The sequence below is a fragment of the Streptomyces rugosispiralis genome (assembly GCF_024505145.1).
Lineage (GTDB): Bacteria > Actinomycetota > Actinomycetes > Streptomycetales > Streptomycetaceae > Streptomyces > Streptomyces rugosispiralis.
Window position 1 is genome coordinate 19698 of sequence record NZ_JANIAA010000022.1, and the last position, 14557, is coordinate 34254.

Annotated in this window: 21 protein-coding genes; 1 reads left to right on the forward strand and 20 read right to left on the reverse strand. The window is 69.2% G+C overall.

Going from position 1 to position 14557, the window contains the following annotated elements; all coding sequences use genetic code 11:
- The first annotated feature begins 52 nt into the window (after nt 1-52).
- The gene (locus tag NP777_RS27800) at nt 53-571 is read left to right on the forward strand and encodes a hypothetical protein (RefSeq protein ID WP_256652935.1); all 519 of its coding nucleotides are present in this window, start codon (nt 53-55) and stop codon (nt 569-571) included.
- A gap of 38 nt (nt 572-609) precedes the next feature.
- On the opposite strand, the gene NP777_RS27805 is transcribed toward NP777_RS27800, so the two are convergent.
- From NP777_RS27805 to rplR, 20 genes are all read right to left on the reverse strand, one after another.
- Nucleotides 610-1818, reverse strand: a complete 1209-nt coding sequence (locus tag NP777_RS27805; RefSeq protein WP_256652936.1) for a PP2C family protein-serine/threonine phosphatase — start codon at nt 1816-1818, stop codon at nt 610-612.
- Complete coding sequence (locus NP777_RS27810) at nt 1815-2834, reverse strand: SpoIIE family protein phosphatase (RefSeq protein WP_256652937.1); 1020 nt, start codon at nt 2832-2834, stop codon at nt 1815-1817. Before NP777_RS27810 ends, NP777_RS27805 begins: the two co-directional genes overlap by 4 nt.
- On the reverse strand, nt 2831-3310 hold the full coding sequence (locus tag NP777_RS27815) for an anti-sigma regulatory factor (RefSeq protein ID WP_391858589.1): 480 nt from the start codon (nt 3308-3310) through the stop codon (nt 2831-2833). Before NP777_RS27815 ends, NP777_RS27810 begins: the two co-directional genes overlap by 4 nt.
- Nucleotides 3294-3704, reverse strand: coding sequence for an STAS domain-containing protein (locus tag NP777_RS27820; protein ID WP_119990736.1), 411 nt, complete (start codon nt 3702-3704; stop codon nt 3294-3296). Before NP777_RS27820 ends, NP777_RS27815 begins: the two co-directional genes overlap by 17 nt.
- Nucleotides 3701-4579: an STAS domain-containing protein gene (locus tag NP777_RS27825; RefSeq protein ID WP_256652939.1), complete on the reverse strand. Its 879-nt coding sequence runs from the start codon at nt 4577-4579 to the stop codon at nt 3701-3703. Before NP777_RS27825 ends, NP777_RS27820 begins: the two co-directional genes overlap by 4 nt.
- Before the next feature lie 175 nt (nt 4580-4754).
- Nucleotides 4755-5621, reverse strand: a complete 867-nt coding sequence (truA, locus tag NP777_RS27830) for a tRNA pseudouridine(38-40) synthase TruA (RefSeq protein WP_256652940.1) — start codon at nt 5619-5621, stop codon at nt 4755-4757.
- Between the two features lie 87 nt (nt 5622-5708).
- The gene (gene rplQ, locus NP777_RS27835; protein WP_191068611.1) at nt 5709-6230 is read right to left on the reverse strand and encodes a 50S ribosomal protein L17; all 522 of its coding nucleotides are present in this window, start codon (nt 6228-6230) and stop codon (nt 5709-5711) included.
- Between the two features lie 175 nt (nt 6231-6405).
- The gene (locus tag NP777_RS27840) at nt 6406-7428 is read right to left on the reverse strand and encodes a DNA-directed RNA polymerase subunit alpha (protein WP_009715858.1); all 1023 of its coding nucleotides are present in this window, start codon (nt 7426-7428) and stop codon (nt 6406-6408) included.
- A 108-nt stretch (nt 7429-7536) separates the two neighbouring features.
- Nucleotides 7537-8163, reverse strand: a complete 627-nt coding sequence (gene rpsD / locus NP777_RS27845) for a 30S ribosomal protein S4 (protein WP_256652941.1) — start codon at nt 8161-8163, stop codon at nt 7537-7539.
- Nucleotides 8164-8191: 28 nt separating this feature from the next.
- Nucleotides 8192-8596: a 30S ribosomal protein S11 gene (rpsK, locus tag NP777_RS27850; protein WP_009715860.1), complete on the reverse strand. Its 405-nt coding sequence runs from the start codon at nt 8594-8596 to the stop codon at nt 8192-8194.
- A 66-nt stretch (nt 8597-8662) separates the two neighbouring features.
- On the reverse strand, nt 8663-9043 hold the full coding sequence (gene rpsM / locus NP777_RS27855; RefSeq protein WP_014054183.1) for a 30S ribosomal protein S13: 381 nt from the start codon (nt 9041-9043) through the stop codon (nt 8663-8665).
- A gap of 196 nt (nt 9044-9239) precedes the next feature.
- Nucleotides 9240-9353: a 50S ribosomal protein L36 gene (rpmJ, locus tag NP777_RS27860; RefSeq protein WP_003956441.1), complete on the reverse strand. Its 114-nt coding sequence runs from the start codon at nt 9351-9353 to the stop codon at nt 9240-9242.
- A 28-nt stretch (nt 9354-9381) separates the two neighbouring features.
- Complete coding sequence (gene infA, locus NP777_RS27865; protein WP_003956442.1) at nt 9382-9603, reverse strand: translation initiation factor IF-1; 222 nt, start codon at nt 9601-9603, stop codon at nt 9382-9384.
- 164 nt (nt 9604-9767) lie between these two features.
- Nucleotides 9768-10604, reverse strand: coding sequence for a type I methionyl aminopeptidase (gene map, locus NP777_RS27870; RefSeq protein ID WP_256652942.1), 837 nt, complete (start codon nt 10602-10604; stop codon nt 9768-9770).
- A 104-nt stretch (nt 10605-10708) separates the two neighbouring features.
- Entirely contained in the window at nt 10709-11365 is a 657-nt protein-coding gene (locus NP777_RS27875) for an adenylate kinase (RefSeq protein WP_256652943.1), read from the reverse strand.
- Nucleotides 11365-12678: a preprotein translocase subunit SecY gene (gene secY / locus NP777_RS27880; protein ID WP_020869246.1), complete on the reverse strand. Its 1314-nt coding sequence runs from the start codon at nt 12676-12678 to the stop codon at nt 11365-11367. The genes NP777_RS27875 and secY overlap by 1 nt, the downstream gene beginning before the upstream one ends.
- A gap of 203 nt (nt 12679-12881) precedes the next feature.
- A complete protein-coding gene (rplO, locus tag NP777_RS27885) occupies nt 12882-13337 on the reverse strand; it encodes a 50S ribosomal protein L15 (protein WP_020869248.1) in 456 nt (151 codons plus the stop codon).
- Nucleotide 13338: 1 nt separating this feature from the next.
- A complete protein-coding gene (gene rpmD / locus NP777_RS27890) occupies nt 13339-13521 on the reverse strand; it encodes a 50S ribosomal protein L30 (RefSeq protein ID WP_037952898.1) in 183 nt (60 codons plus the stop codon).
- 2 nt (nt 13522-13523) lie between these two features.
- Nucleotides 13524-14129, reverse strand: a complete 606-nt coding sequence (rpsE, locus tag NP777_RS27895; RefSeq protein WP_020869250.1) for a 30S ribosomal protein S5 — start codon at nt 14127-14129, stop codon at nt 13524-13526.
- A 43-nt stretch (nt 14130-14172) separates the two neighbouring features.
- A complete protein-coding gene (gene rplR, locus NP777_RS27900) occupies nt 14173-14556 on the reverse strand; it encodes a 50S ribosomal protein L18 (protein ID WP_256652944.1) in 384 nt (127 codons plus the stop codon).
- Nucleotide 14557: the final 1 nt, after the last annotated feature.

The window sequence follows — 14557 nt, forward strand, 5'->3', positions numbered from 1 at the left end:
CACTCGGTGATAACAGCCTCGAGCGAGGAAAATCTCTGCGGAAGGCACAGCGATGTCAACAGTCACGCTCATCATCCTGCTGGCGGCACTGGCCGCCATGGCCGGCCTTGTGATCGCCCCCTCGGTGCGGCAGGGCCGCAAGGGCGAACTGCCGGTCCGAAGCCTGCCCTCGGAAGCGAGGGAGCAGTACGCGGCGCGGTGGGCGGGCCTACAGGAGCGGTTCGTGGACTCCCCCGGATGGGCGCTGCGCGAAGCCGACCGGCTGCTGGGCGCGTTGGCCGTGGACCGCGGCTATCCGGCCGAGTCCGAGGAGAAGCGGATGGACGCGCTGTCCGTCCGTCACCCCGAGGAGATCGAGGGCTACCGCCGGCTGCACGCCATGGCGGCACGGGTGCACGAGAACGAGACGGCCACGGAGCGGATGCGGGAGGCGCTGGTCGCGGCGCGTCCCCTGTTCGAGCAACTGGTCCGTGCCCAGCCGCACGACGAGCGCCCGCTCCCGCCTCCGGTCCCCCGTCAGCGGGACCTCCGGCGGGGCCGTGTCCCGGGGCAGCGCCTGGGGTCCTTCTGACGGATCTCCGTGGGAAGGACCCTGGGCCCGGCCGCCGATCACTGACCGGTGAGCCGCACCGCCAGCGCGAGGGTGTCATCCGGATGCAGGATCACCGTGTGCATATCCTCCGCGATGGCGCCGGGGACCTCCTCCGTCGGGCTCTGCAGATGCTTGTGCGCGGCCTCGATCAGGCGCTCCTCGCCCTCGATCGGGTCCCGGCGGCTCTCGGTGAGACCGTCGGTGTAGAGCAGGAGGAGGTCCCCGGGGGCCAGCCGCTCGGTCAGCGGGGTCTCGCTGCCGGGCAGCGGAAAGCCGATGCCGCGCCCCCGGGCCTCCAGATACCGGGCCGCCCCGTCACGGCGCAGCAGCAGCGCCGGCGGATGGCTCCCATTGGCCAGCCACAGCTCACCGGTGGCCGGATCGATCCGGGCGAGCTGCACGGTGGCCATCACCGACCGGTCGAAGGGGCGCAGGATCTCGTCGGTGCGGGCCACGATCGACTCGAGCCGATGGCCCTCCAGGGCCAGGGTGCGCACCGCGTGGGTGACGTTGAGCGCGCTGCGCGTACTGGTCACCCCGTGGCCCAGGGCGTCCACGATGGTGATGTGGACGGTGCCGTCGGGCAGCACGAACCAGTCGTACAGGTCCCCGCCGGTCGGCGCGTCGGTGCCGGCCGGTTCGTAGTGCACGGCGAGTTCCAGACCGTCGGCCTTGATGGGCGCCGGGCGCAGCGCGTCCTCCAGCTCCCGCAGGGTCTGGCCGTGCGCGGTGCGCAACTGCTTGTCCCGCTCGTCGAGCTGGACGTAGAGGGCGAGCACCCCGCTGTTGGTCTCCGCGAGTTCGTCCTTGAGACGGCGGTGCTCGGAGGTGAGCGCGTCGGCGGCGGCCACCACCACGCGCAGCTCCTCCGCGGCGAGGGCGTCCTCGTCGGGCGCCTCCTGCGCGGCGTCGGACGGGGGTGCCGCCGGGAGGCGCCAGACCACCTCGCCCTCGGCCGCCTCGTCGGGGGCCATCGGGAGATCCGCCGTCACCGGACCCGTATCGCCCGGGGTTCGCAGCACCACCGTGAGCAACCCCTCGGCCGGGTCGTACGCCCACTCGAGGCCGGTCTCCCGTCCGGCCCGCAGCGCCGCCCCGGCGGCCTCGGCGGCGGACAGCACGAGGCGCGCCCGGACCGCGGGGTCCAGGGCATGCTCCCGGGCCAGCGCCCGAACGGCCCGGCTGAGCGCCGCCGTCGTGGCGCAGGTGAGGTTCCTCGTCGTCATGGAAGCCTTAAGGGGGACCTGGCCGCGAGCACCGTGGCGTCGTCGCGGACGCGGCGATGGCCATGGGCGAGTGCGGCGGACAGCAGGGGCGGCGGGAGGCGAAGCACGGACGGGGGCGGGTCGAGCGACCAGCGGGCGTCTATACCGTCGCTGTGCAGCACCGCCGTACCGCCCTGGGGCAGCGGGAAGTCGTGGACGCGGGGGGTGGGCATTCCCCAGCCGACGATACCGGGCTGCCCGGTCAGCCGGTGCCGAACCCTGTCGTGGGTCAGCGCGAGGGCGCGGATGTTGCCGACGCCGCAGTAGTCGGCGCGCTCGGGGTACAGCCGCAGCACGCCCACGGCGGCCCCTCGGGTGTGCCGCAGCGCCCGGTTCATCCGGGTGAGCACCTCCGGCAGCGGCCGGTCGGGGTCGGCGTGGAAGGTCCGCAGCGCCGCCTGGGCCGCCTCGGCGGCGGGCCGGCCGTGGCCGAGACCGTCCAGGACGACCGCGGTGCGGGCGGAGTCCGTGTCGACGATCGCGCGGGCGTCGCCGCAGCTCTCCTCCCCCTCGGCGGGCAGACAGACCGCGCCCACCCCCTGCCACTCCGCCCGCGGCTCGCCCGGCGCGGTGAGTCGGGCGCAGGCCCAGGTGCCCGCGTGGGTGCCGTCGGCGCTGCGCATGCTGAAGTGGGTCGCCATCCGCTTGACGGCGCCGAGCCCGACCCCCAGCGTTCCGGAGGTGGTGTAGCCGTCCGCGAGGCAGCGCTCGGGGTCGTACATCCCCGGGCCGCGGTCGGCGGCGAGGATCTCCACCCCGTGGCCCAGCGGCAGCGGCTGGACATAGAGCGTGCCGTCGCTGGCGTACTTGTCCAGGTTGGTCGCCAGCTCCGAGGCGATCACCGCCGCCTGGTCGGGCAGCGCCCCCGGCAGCTCGCGCTCCCGGGCCACTCCACGCGCCGCCTCGGCGGCCAGATGCACGGCGCTGTGGTGGTCTACGCGCACCTGGACGGTGGGCGCCGTGAAGGTGTCGGTCACCGGACCGTCCAGCGGGTGACGACCACCGCCGTGCCCTCACCCGGGCCGGTGCGCACCGAGAACTCGTCCATCAGCCGCCGGGCGCCGCCCAGCCCGTGGCCCAGGCCCGAGCCGGTGGTGAAGCCGTCGGTGAGCGCCGCGTCGAGGTCGGCGATCCCCGGCCCCTCGTCCGTGACGATCAGCCGCAGTCCCCGCCGTCCGCGGGGGTCGCGCGGATACTCCAGGGTCACCGTGCCGCCGCCCCCGTGGACATAGGCGTTACGGGCGAGCTCGCTGGCGGCCGTGACCACACGGGTCTGGTCCACCAGGCCGAAGCCCACCTCGACGGTGGCCGCGCGCACGGCGTGGCGGACCGTCAGCAGGTCCTCCTCCGTGCGCACCGGGTACGAGGCCGGCGCGGGCGGGCGCCGGCCATCCGGCCGCGAGGGCCTCTTGGGTCCGCGGGAGGCGAGGGTGAATTCACCGGGCGGTGCCACGTCGGGCCCCTTCCAGGGGCTGCGGTGCCTGTCGCCACCCCAGCGCGGCCAAGCCCTGCTCCGGATTGAGTGCGGTCTCCACGCCGACGAGCTCGATCCCCAGCTCCACCAGGGTGATCGCCACCGGCGGTCGCATCCCGGCCACGATCACCCGGGCCCCCAGCAGCCGGGCCACCGTGGTCAGTTCCATCAGCGTCCGGGCCACGAAGGAGTCGATGACCTCCAGCCGGGAGATGTCGATGAGCACTCCACGGGCGCCCTCTGCCGAGATCCGCTCGGTGAGCTCCTCGGTGAAGGCGATGGCGGTCCGGTCGTCGAGCTCATTGAGCAGGCCGGTGACCAGGACGTCTCCCAGTCGCAGAATCGGAACGCCGGGCTGGGGCTGACCGGTCACCGGCCGTCTCCTTCGTCACCGTCGGGACCGGGCCCGTCGATCAGCTTGATCGCGGCGGCCAGCGCGTCGGCCAGCGTCCCCCGCGTGAGGATGGTGGACAGATCGATACCGAGCTGGGCGATGGTCTGGGCGATCGAGGGGCGCACCCCGCTGATCACACAGTCCGCGCCCATCAGCCGCACCGCGTTGACGGTCTGCATCAGATGCTGGGCGACGGCGGTGTCCACCGTCGGCACACCCGTGATGTCGACGATCGCGACCAGCGCCTCATGGTCCTGGATGGCCTGGAGCAGATTTTCCATCACCACCTGGGTCCTGGCGGTGTCCAGCGTGCCGATCAGCGGCACGGCCAGCACCTGCCGCCACAGCCGCACCACCGGTGTCGACTGCTCCATCAGCTGCTGGCTCTGCCGGCGGATGATCTCCTCCCGGCCCTCGACATACGTCTCGAAGGACAGCGCCCCGGCCACATCGAGCAGCCGGTTCATGAAGACGGCCGAGGCGAAGAGCTCCTCGGCGTCCCGGGTGTCCCGCTGCACCGCCTTCAGCAGCGCCTCCTTGAGCGCCAGCACCGCGAGCGAGGTCGCCGTCGGGGTGGCCCCGGCCCGCGCCCGGCGCAGCGACAGGCCGACCACGGCCTCGTGCAGCCCCGGGCTGGAGGTCACCACGCGGTCCACCGGCGTCCCGCTCTGCAGCCCCGGGACCAGCGCCTCGATCAAGGCGTCGGCCTCCTCGCGGAGTTCGGCCTCCCCGATGTCGGTGTCGAGCAGGGCCTGCTCCATCTGCAGCTCGACCCAGCGATCGGCGATCTCCTCGCCGCGTTCTTGAAGCGCCCTGGTCAGACGCTCTCGTACAGCGGCCTCGCTGGTACTCACGCGGTTCCCTTCGCGGTCGGCGACCGTTGTCGGTTGGCAAATTTTATCGATCTTCCGGGGGCCCCGGAAGCCGCATCATGCCGATCGCCGCCCCGCCGTGACCTGTTCCCGTCCCGCCGTTCGCACACGATGCGCGTAGCGAGTACCCCGTGATCGTCCGCCGACACCCACCGCTTCAGCAGCAGCCGGAACCGATCGCCGTCGCGCCCGGCAGGGAGCGCTTGTTGCGGGACTCGCGGTTACGGGCCGCGAGTTGGTCGTCGGCCGGGTAGCCGACCTCCTCCAGCGTCAGGCCATGGGGACGTACGACATGGACGGCGGAGTCGCGCAGCCCGGCGGAGAGCACCTTGGCGGGCCAGTCCGGGGGGCGGTGACCGTCGCCGACGAAGAGCAGCGCCCCCACCAGCGAGCGCACCATGTTGTGGCAGAAGGCGTCCGCCCGCACCGTGGCCGTGATCACGCCGTCCGCCCCGCGCACCCAGTCCAGCCGCTGCAGGGTACGGATGGTGGTGGCACCGTCGCGCTTCTTGCAGTACGCGGCGAAGTCGTGCTCGCCCAGGAGCCGTATCGAGGCCGCGTTCATGGCGTCCACGTCCAGCGGCCAGTCGTGCCACAGCACATGGCCGCGCAGCAGCGGGTCGACCCCGCCGGGGTGGTCGGTGACCCGGTAGGCGTAGCGCCGCCAGATCGCGGAGAAGCGGGCGTTGAATCCGGCCGGGGCCTCGGCCACCCGCCACACCCGTACGTCATGGGGCAGCCGGCCGGCCAGCCGCCGCAGCAGCTTGTCCCGGTGCGCGGCCCACAGCTCCCCGGGCAGATCCACGTGCGCCACCTGGCCGCGGGCGTGGACCCCCGCGTCGGTGCGGCCCGCGACGGTCAGCTCGAAGGTCTCCGCGGAGCGCGTCACCGTCCGCAGCGCGCTCTCCAGCTCGCCCTGCACGGTGCGCCGCTCGCGCTGCTTGGCCCAGCCCGAGAAGTCCTTGCCGTCGTAACTCAGATCCAGCCGGACCCGCACCAATCCGGGCGCCGCCTCGTCACTCACCCAACCGTTCCTCTCCATGCGGAACGGGCCCGCTCCCAGGATCTGGGGGCGGGCCCGTCCGTACGACGAAAGCCGATCAGACGCCTCTCAGGCGTCCTTCGACTCCTCGGCCTCGGCCTCGGCCGGAGCCTCGGTGGCCTCGGCGGCCGGGGTCTCCTTCTTGAGGTCCGCGACGGCCTGGTCACCGGCAGCGTCCTTGGCGGTCCGCTTGGTGGCGGCCTCGGCCTCGCCGACGGCCTCCTGCTGCACGGTCAGCGCCTCGACCAGCTCGATGACCGCCATCGGGGCGTTGTCGCCACGGCGGTTACCGATCTTGGTGATGCGGGTGTAGCCACCCGGCCGGTTCTCGTAGCGCGGCCCGATCTCGGTGAAGAGGGTGTGCACGACGCTCTTGTCACGGATGGTCTGGAGCACCAGACGGCGGTTGTGAAGGTCGCCCTTCTTCGCCTTGGTGACCAGCTTCTCCGCGACCGGGCGCAGGCGGCGGGCCTTTGCCTCGGTGGTGGTGATCCGGCCGTGCTCGAACAGCGCGGTGGCGAGGTTCGCCAGCAGGAGCCGCTCGTGCGCGGCGCTGCCGCCCAGACGGGCGCCCTTGGTGGGCTTCGGCATTGGTCAATCTCCTCGATGTCTGCACCGGCCGTATGAGGTACCGGTGTCAGTTACCGGCGAGCGGCCGCCCGCCGGAAATTTTCGTCGCCCGCCGCACGGACTCGATCAAGCTCAGCAAGATCAAGCCCGTCCGGCGATTGAGGACAGCGCCTCAGCCCCGGCGGCGGGGCAGCGATCAGTACTGCTCGGTCTCGACGAAACCGGCGTCCGCGTCGTCATCGGCACCGAAGGCGTCGGCGGCGGCGGTCGGGTCGAATCCGGGCGGGCTGTCCTTGAGCGCGAGGCCCATACCGGCCAGCTTCGCCTTGACCTCGTCGATCGACTTGGCGCCGAAGTTCCGGATGTCGAGCAGGTCCGCCTCGGACCGCGCCACGAGCTCACCCACGGAGTGGATGCCCTCGCGCTTGAGGCAGTTGTACGAACGGACGGTGAGCTCGAGCTCCTCGATCGGCAGCGCCAGGTCGGCGGCGAGGGCGGCGTCCGTCGGGGACGGGCCCATGTCGATGCCCTCGGCGTCCACGTTCAGCTCGCGGGCCAGGCCGAACAGCTCGACCAGGGTCTTACCGGCCGACGCCATGGCGTCACGCGGCCGCATGGCCTGCTTGGTCTCGACGTCGACGATCAGCTTGTCGAAGTCGGTGCGCTGCTCGACACGGGTCGCCTCGACCTTGTAGGTGACCTTGAGCACCGGCGAGTAGATCGAGTCGACCGGGATCCGGCCGATCTCCTGGCCGACCTGCTTGTTCTGCACGGCGGAGACATAGCCGCGACCGCGCTCGACGGTCAGCTCCATCTCCAGCTTGCCCTTGCCGTTCAGCGTGGCCAGGACCAGGTCGGGGTTGTGCACCTCGACACCGGCCGGCGGCGCGATGTCGGCGGCGGTGACCAGACCCGGGCCCTGCTTGCGCAGGTACATCACGACCGGCTCGTCGTGCTCCGAGGAGACGACCAGCTGCTTGATGTTGAGGATCAGGTCGGTGACGTCCTCCTTGACGCCCGGCACGGTGGTGAACTCGTGCAGGACCCCGTCGATCCGGATGCTGGTGACAGCCGCACCGGGGATCGAGGAGAGGAGCGTACGACGCAGGGAGTTTCCGAGGGTGTAGCCGAAGCCCGGCTCCAGCGGCTCGATCACGAACCGGGAGCGGAACTCGTCGACGACCTCTTCGGTCAACGAGGGACGCTGAGCGATCAGCATGGGTATTGCCTCCAGTCTTCGGCGCCCGCTATTTGACGCCGAACCCTTCAATGGTACGGGCGGTACGTGCCAAACGGCTCCGTACCGCCCGTATCGCCGCTCTTCCTCCTACTTGGAGTAGAGCTCGACGATCAGCTGCTCCTGCACCTGGGTGTCGATCACCTGGCGCTCGGGCATGGAGTGCACGAGGATCCGCAGCTGCGACGGAATGGCCTCCAGCCACGCCGGCACGGTCCGCTCGCCCGCCTCGGCCTGAGCCACCTGGAAGGGGGTCATGGTCCGGGACTTCGGACGAACCTCGATGATGTCGTTCACGGTGACCCGAGCCGACGGAATGTCGGTCTTGACGCCGTTCACGGTGAAGTGGCCGTGGCGGACCAGCTGACGGGCGTGGTCGCGGGACTTGGCGAAGCCGGCCCGGTAGACCACGTTGTCGAGCCGGGTCTCGAGGATGCGAAGAAGGTTCTCACCGGTCTTGCCGGTCTTCTTGTTCGCCTCCGCGTAGTAACCACGGAACTGCTTCTCAAGGACACCGTAGATGCGGGTCGCCTTCTGCTTCTCACGGAGCTGCAGCAGGTACTCGCTGTCCTTGGTGCGCCCGCGACCGTGCTCACCCGGGGGGTAAGGACGGATCTCGATCGGGCACTTCGCGCTCTCGCACTTGCTCCCCTTGAGGAAGAGCTTCTGCTTCTCCCGACGGCAACGCTTGCAGTCGGCCCCGGTGTAACGCGCCATTGTTTCTGTTGTCTCCTACTTCAGCCGGTCAGACACGCCGACGCTTGGGCGGGCGGCATCCGTTGTGCGGAGTCGGGGTGACGTCCTGGATCGAGCCCACCTCCAGGCCGGTGGCCTGGAGCGAGCGGATCGCGGTCTCACGGCCGGAGCCCGGACCCTTGACGAACACGTCGACCTTGCGCATGCCGTGCTCCTGCGCGCGGCGGGCGGCCGACTCGGCGGCCATCTGCGCGGCGAACGGAGTGGACTTGCGCGAGCCCTTGAAGCCGACGTGGCCGGCCGAGGCCCAAGAGATCACGTTCCCGGTCGGGTCGGTGATCGAGACGATGGTGTTGTTGAACGTGCTCTTGATGTGAGCGTGCCCGTGGGCGACGTTCTTCTTCTCCTTGCGGCGCACCTTCTTGGCGCCGGCCGTCCTGCTCTTCGGAGGCATTCTCGAAATCTCCCGTGGAGGTGGTCGGTCCTACAGCTCGGACCGCTTGTCAGCGTCCGGTGCGGACTACTTCTTGCCCGGCTTCTTCTTGCCGGCGATCGCGCGACGCGGGCCCTTGCGGGTGCGGGCGTTGGTCGACGTGCGCTGGCCGTGGACCGGAAGGCCGCGACGGTGGCGCAGACCCTGGTAGCAGCCGATCTCGACCTTGCGGCGGATGTCGGCCTGGATCTCGCGACGGAGGTCACCCTCGGTCTTGATGTTGTTGTCCACGTACTCGCGGATCTTGACCAGGTCCTCTTCGCCCAGGTCACGAACGCGGGTGTCCGGGTTCACACCGGTGTTGGCGAGCGTCTGCTGGGCAAGGGTGCGACCGATGCCGAAGACGTAGGTGAGGGCGACCTCCACGCGCTTTTCGCGCGGGAGATCAACGCCTGCGAGGCGTGCCATGAATCTGGCTCCAGATGGTTGTCGGAGGTCTTCCGCAGCACCACTCCCGGCCGCCGTACCGGACGGCTCCCGGGTCCCCGGCCTCCGACCGGGGGTGTCGTCCCCGCCAGGCGGGAACGGGTGACTGCGTATGTACGCAAAGTTATGACGTCGCGCGAAGATACTGCGAGTGGTGCAGGATTCCGGCCGGTGTGCGTCAGCCCTGGCGCTGCTTGTGGCGCAGGTTGTCGCAGATGACCATGACCCGGCCGTGGCGGCGGATCACCTTGCACTTGTCGCAGATCTTCTTGACGCTCGGCTTGACCTTCATGGGTGTGAGGTTCTCCGGGTCGTGAGATCTACTTGTAGCGGTAGACGATCCGTCCGCGCGTGAGGTCGTACGGAGACAGCTCCACGACCACCCGGTCATCGGGCAGGATGCGGATGTAGTGCATACGCATCTTGCCGCTGATGTGCGCGAGGACCTTGTGACCGTTCTGAAGCTCCACCTTGAACATCGCGTTCGGCAGAGACTCGATCACGGTGCCCTCGATTTCGATGGCGCCTTGCTTCTTGGCCATGTCCTGCTTTCGGGATCGGCTACCTTGATCGGCTCGCGACATGCGGGAGGGCATGCGAGAGCCGACGTGTCAGTCTACGTCAGGGCATCCCGAAACACGAATCCGGGGCATCATGCCCCGATTTTGAGATCTTTATGCCCTCGGAGATCGTCAGGCGGCGATCATCAGGCCAGCGGGTCGGGCGCGGTCTCCACGCCCAGCTCGGCCAGCTTGGCCTTGCCGCCGTCCACGGCGGTGAGCACGAGCGGGCCCTCCTCGGTCAGCGCGACCGAGTGCTCCCAGTGGCTGGACCAGGTGCCGTCGTCCGTCTTGACCGTCCAGTCGTCGGCCAGTACGTGCGTCTTCGCGGTGCCCAGGCTCACCATGGGCTCGATCGCGATGCAGAAGCCGGAGACCAGCCGGGGGCCCTTGCCGCGCTTCTTGGAGACGTAGTTCAGCAGATGCGGGTCCATGTGCATCTGGGTGCCGATGCCATGGCCGCCGTAGTCCTCGATGATCCCGTACTTGCCGGAGGCCGGGCGGGGCTGGCGGCGGATATAGCCCTCGATCGCCTTGGAGATGTCGACCAGCCGGTGGCCCTTGCGGACCGCCGCGATCCCGGCCCACATCGACTCCTCGGTGACCCGGCTCAGCTCGTACAGCTCCGGGGCGTGACCGGTGCCCACGAAGGCGGTGAAGGCTGCGTCGCCGTGCCAGCCGTCCACGATCGCGCCCGCGTCGATGGAGATGATGTCGCCGTCCTTGAGGACGGTCTCCCGGTCCGGGATGCCGTGCACCACGATGTCGTTCACCGAGGTGCAGATGGTGGCGGGGAAGCCGCCGTACCCCAGGAAGTTCGACTTGGCGCCGTGGTCCGCGATGACCTTACGGGCGACGTCGTCCAGGTCCTTGGTGCTGGCGCCGGGGACGGCCGCCGCCCGCGTCGCCTCGTGAATGGCGGCGACGACCAGTCCCGCCTCACGCATCTTCGCGATCTGCTCGGGAGTCTTGATCTCCACCATCACTCAGCCTTCCGCGGTCCTTCGTATCTGCTCAACAGTTCTGCTCAACACTACGGCCGCGATGCCCCGGACGGGGCATCGCGGCCGGTGACAGCTCCGGTGCGCTAGGCCGCCTTGGCGGCCAGTGCGTCCATCGCCCGCTGGGTGACCTCGGACACCTTGCCCAGCGCCGAGATCGTCACCACCAGGCCCTGGGCCTTGTAGTAGTCGATGATCGGCTCGGTCTGGCTGTGGTAGACCTCCAGCCGGTCGCGGACCGTTTCCTCACTGTCGTCCTCGCGCTGGTACAGCTCACCGCCGCACACGTCGCACACGCCCTCGACCTTGGGCTTCTTGTACTCCACATGAAAGGTGTGCGCGCTGTCGTTGCGGCAGGTGCGGCGGCCGGCGATCCGCTTGACCACCTCTGCCTCGGGGACCTCCAGGTCCAGCACCGCGTCCAGTGTGAGCTCGTTGTCCCGGAGGTAGCCGTCCAGGGCCTCGGCCTGCGCCAGATTGCGCGGGAAGCCGTCGAGCAGGAAGCCGCTCGCCGCGTCCGCGTGGCCCATCCGGTCCTCCGCCATACCGATGGTGACCTCGTCCGGTACCAGCTGTCCGGCCCGCATGTACTCCTGCGCCTGCTTGCCGAGGGGGGTGCCCTGGCTGATGTTCGCGCGGAACAGGTCGCCGGTGGAGATATGCGGGATCGACAGCTTCTCGGCGAGGTACGCGGCCTGCGTACCCTTGCCGGCTCCCGGAGGCCCGACGAGGACGATTCGCATCAGCGGAGGAACCCTTCGTAGTGTCGCTGCTGAAGCTGGCTCTCGATCTGCTTCACAGTCTCCAGGCCGACACCCACGATGATCAGGATGCTCGTGCCACCGAACGGGAAGTTCTGATTGGCATTGAGCGTCACCAGCGCCACCGTGGGCACCAGGGCGATCAAGCCCAGATAGAGCGCACCGGGCCACGTGATGCGGTTCAGCACGTAGCTCAGATACTCCGCGGTGGGACGACCAGCCCGGATACCCGGGATGAACCCACCATACTTCTTCATGTTGTCGGCAACTTCTTCGGGGTTGAAGCTGATGGCGACATAGAAGAATGCGAAGAAGACGATCAGCAGGAAGTACGTGGCGATGTAGATCGGGTGGTCGCCCTTGACGAAGTTCTGCGAGATCCAGGTCGCCCAGCCGGCCTTCGAATTGGAGAACTGGACGATCAGCGCCGGGATGTACAGCAGCGATGAGGCGAAGATCACGGGGATCACACCCGCCTGGTTCACCTTCATCGGGATGTAGGTGGACGTACCGCCGTACGAGCGACGGCCGATCATGCGTTTGGCGTATTGCACGGGAATCCGGCGCTGGGCCTGCTCGACGAAGACCACCAGGCCGACCATGGCCAGACCACAGAGGATCACCAGGCCGAACTCCAGCCAGCCGTCCATGATCTTGCCCTGCTGCTTGATGCTCCACATGGCGCTCGGGAAACCGGCGGCGATGGAGACGAACATCAGGATCGACATGCCGTTGCCGATGCCGCGGTCGGTGACCAGCTCACCGAGCCACATGATCAGCGCGGTGCCCGCGGTCATCGTGATGACCATCACGGCGGTGGTGAAGATCGAGTCGTCCCGTACGATCTGACCGCCGACCGGGCAGCTCTGGAAGAGCGAGCCGCTACGGGCGGTGGCCACCAGGCCGGTGCCCTGGAGGATCGCCAGCGCGATGGTCAGATAGCGGGTGTACTGCGTGATCTTTCCTTGACCGGCCTGGCCCTCCTTCTTGAGGGCCTCGAGGCGCGGGATCACCACGGTCAGCAGCTGAAGGATGATGCTCGCCGTGATGTACGGCATGATCCCCAGCGCGAAGATGGTGATCTGGAGCAGTGCGCCACCACTGAACATGTTGACCAAGCCGAACAGCCCCTGCTGGCCCTTGGCGAGGTCCATGCACGTCTGGACGTTCTTGTAGTCGATGCCCGGGATCGGGATATGTTGCCCGAGCCGGAAGAGCACGATGATGCCCAGCGTGAACAGCAGCTTCTTGCGCAGGTCGGGCGTCTTGAACGCCCGGGCGAACGCGGTGAGCACGGTGCCTCCTGCGCCCCCCGCGTCGCTTCGCGAGAGGTGACGGTCTTGAGGATCGACGAATACTTATCAGCCAGACCCGCGCGGAGACGTACCGCGCGGAAGGTAACAACGCCAGCCACCTTACCGGCGACCCGGCCCCGCTTGGAACGACCAACCGGGGATGCCCCATATCTGGGGCACCCCCGGTCAGAAACGCACCGTGCTCAGACGAGCTCGGTGACGGTGCCACCGGCGGCGGTGATCTTCTCCTTGGCGGAGCCGGAGACGGCGTCGACCGTCACCTGGAGCGCCACGGAGACCTCACCGGAGCCCAGCACCTTGACGAGCTGGTTCTTGCGAACCGCACCCTTGGCGACCAGGTCGGCCACCGTGACCTCGCCACCCTCGGGGTAGAGCGCGGCCAGCCTGTCCAGGTTCACGACCTGGTACTCGGTGCGGAAGGGGTTCTTGAAGCCCTTGAGCTTCGGGAGCCGCATGTGGAGGGGCATCTGCCCACCCTCGAAGCGCTCCGGAACCTGGTAGCGGGCCTTGGTGCCCTTGGTGCCACGACCAGCGGTCTTACCCTTGGACGCCTCACCACGACCGACACGGGTCTTGGCGGTCTTGGCGCCCGGGGCGGGCCGGAGGTTGTGGACCTTCAGCGGGTTGTTCTCCGCCATGTCAGTCGACCTCCTCGACCGTCACGAGGTGCCGCACGGTCTGCGCCATGCCGCGGAACTCGGGGCGGTCCTCCTTGACGACCACGTCGCCGAGCTTCTTCAGCCCGAGCGAACGCAGAGTGTCGCGGTGGTTCTGCTTGCTGCCGATGTACGACTTCGTCTGCGTGATCTTGAGGCGGGCCATGCTCACACACCCACCCCGGCACGCGCCCGCAGCAGAGCGGCGGGGGCGACGTCCTCCAGCGGCAGACCACGGCGGGCGGCGATCTCCTCGGGGCGCTGCAGGCCCCGCAGAGCGGCCACCGTGGCGTGCACGATGTTGATCGGGTTCGACGAGCCGAGCGACTTGCTCAGCACGTCGTGGATGCCCGCGCACTCCAGCACGGCACGCACCGGGCCACCGGCGATCACACCGGTACCGGGCGACGCCGGCTTCAGCAGCACGACACCCGCGGCCTCCTCACCCTGGATCGGGTGCGGGATGGTGCCGGCGATCCGGGGGACCTTGAAGAAGTGCTTCTTGGCCTCCTCCACGCCCTTGGCGATCGCGGCCGGCACCTCCTTGGCCTTGCCGTAACCGACACCCACGGTGCCGTCACCGTCGCCCACCACGACCAGCGCGGTGAAGCTGAAGCGACGACCACCCTTCACAACCTTGGCGACGCGGTTGATCGCGACAACACGCTCGACGTAAGCGGTCTTCTCGGCGGCAGCGCCACCGTCCCGCCGGTCCTTCCGGTCCCGCCGCTCGCCGCCACCGGCGCCGCCACCGCGGCGCTGGGGTCCAGCCATTGGATTTACCTCTCTCGTTTCCGCTTTGCGTTGGAACCGGGGCTCAGAACTTCAGCCCGGCCTCGCGGGCGGCGTCCGCCAGAGCGGCGATGCGCCCGGCGTACTTGTTGCCACCACGGTCGAACACGACGGCCTCGATGCCCGCGGCCTTCGCCCGCTCGGCCACCAGGGCGCCGACCTGCTGCGCCTGGGCGCTCTTGTCGCCCTCCGCCGTCCGGATGGAGCTGTCCAGCGTCGACGCCGAGGCCAGGGTGTGGCCCGCGATGTCGTCGATGACCTGCGCCACCATGTGACGGTTGGACCGCGTCACCACGAGGCGGGGGCGGACCGGCGTACCGGAGACCCGCTTGCGGACGCGGATGTGACGGCGCTTGACGGCAGCGGCCTTGCGAGCGTTGCCCTTGGCGATCTTCACACCGTATGTCATG

What these genes read in the sequence shown, in the direction of transcription:
- NP777_RS27800 (WP_256652935.1), top strand. Translation starts at nt 53, where the DNA reads ATGTCAACAGTCACGCTCATCATCCTGCTGGCGGCACTGGCCGCCATG.
- NP777_RS27805 (WP_256652936.1), bottom strand. Translation starts at nt 1,818, where the DNA reads ATGACGACGAGGAACCTCACCTGCGCCACGACGGCGGCGCTCAGCCGG.
- rplQ (WP_191068611.1), bottom strand. Translation starts at nt 6,230, where the DNA reads ATGCCGAAGCCCACCAAGGGCGCCCGTCTGGGCGGCAGCGCCGCGCAC.
- NP777_RS27840 (WP_009715858.1), bottom strand. Translation starts at nt 7,428, where the DNA reads ATGCTGATCGCTCAGCGTCCCTCGTTGACCGAAGAGGTCGTCGACGAG.
- rpsD (WP_256652941.1), bottom strand. Translation starts at nt 8,163, where the DNA reads ATGGCGCGTTACACCGGGGCCGACTGCAAGCGTTGCCGTCGGGAGAAG.
- rpsK (WP_009715860.1), bottom strand. Translation starts at nt 8,596, where the DNA reads ATGCCTCCGAAGAGCAGGACGGCCGGCGCCAAGAAGGTGCGCCGCAAG.
- rpsM (WP_014054183.1), bottom strand. Translation starts at nt 9,043, where the DNA reads ATGGCACGCCTCGCAGGCGTTGATCTCCCGCGCGAAAAGCGCGTGGAG.
- rpmJ (WP_003956441.1), bottom strand. Translation starts at nt 9,353, where the DNA reads ATGAAGGTCAAGCCGAGCGTCAAGAAGATCTGCGACAAGTGCAAGGTG.
- infA (WP_003956442.1), bottom strand. Translation starts at nt 9,603, where the DNA reads ATGGCCAAGAAGCAAGGCGCCATCGAAATCGAGGGCACCGTGATCGAG.
- map (WP_256652942.1), bottom strand. Translation starts at nt 10,604, where the DNA reads ATGGTGGAGATCAAGACTCCCGAGCAGATCGCGAAGATGCGTGAGGCG.
- NP777_RS27875 (WP_256652943.1), bottom strand. Translation starts at nt 11,365, where the DNA reads ATGCGAATCGTCCTCGTCGGGCCTCCGGGAGCCGGCAAGGGTACGCAG.
- rplO (WP_020869248.1), bottom strand. Translation starts at nt 13,337, where the DNA reads ATGGCGGAGAACAACCCGCTGAAGGTCCACAACCTCCGGCCCGCCCCG.
- rpmD (WP_037952898.1), bottom strand. Translation starts at nt 13,521, where the DNA reads ATGGCCCGCCTCAAGATCACGCAGACGAAGTCGTACATCGGCAGCAAG.
- rpsE (WP_020869250.1), bottom strand. Translation starts at nt 14,129, where the DNA reads ATGGCTGGACCCCAGCGCCGCGGTGGCGGCGCCGGTGGCGGCGAGCGG.
- rplR (WP_256652944.1), bottom strand. Translation starts at nt 14,556, where the DNA reads ATGACATACGGTGTGAAGATCGCCAAGGGCAACGCTCGCAAGGCCGCT.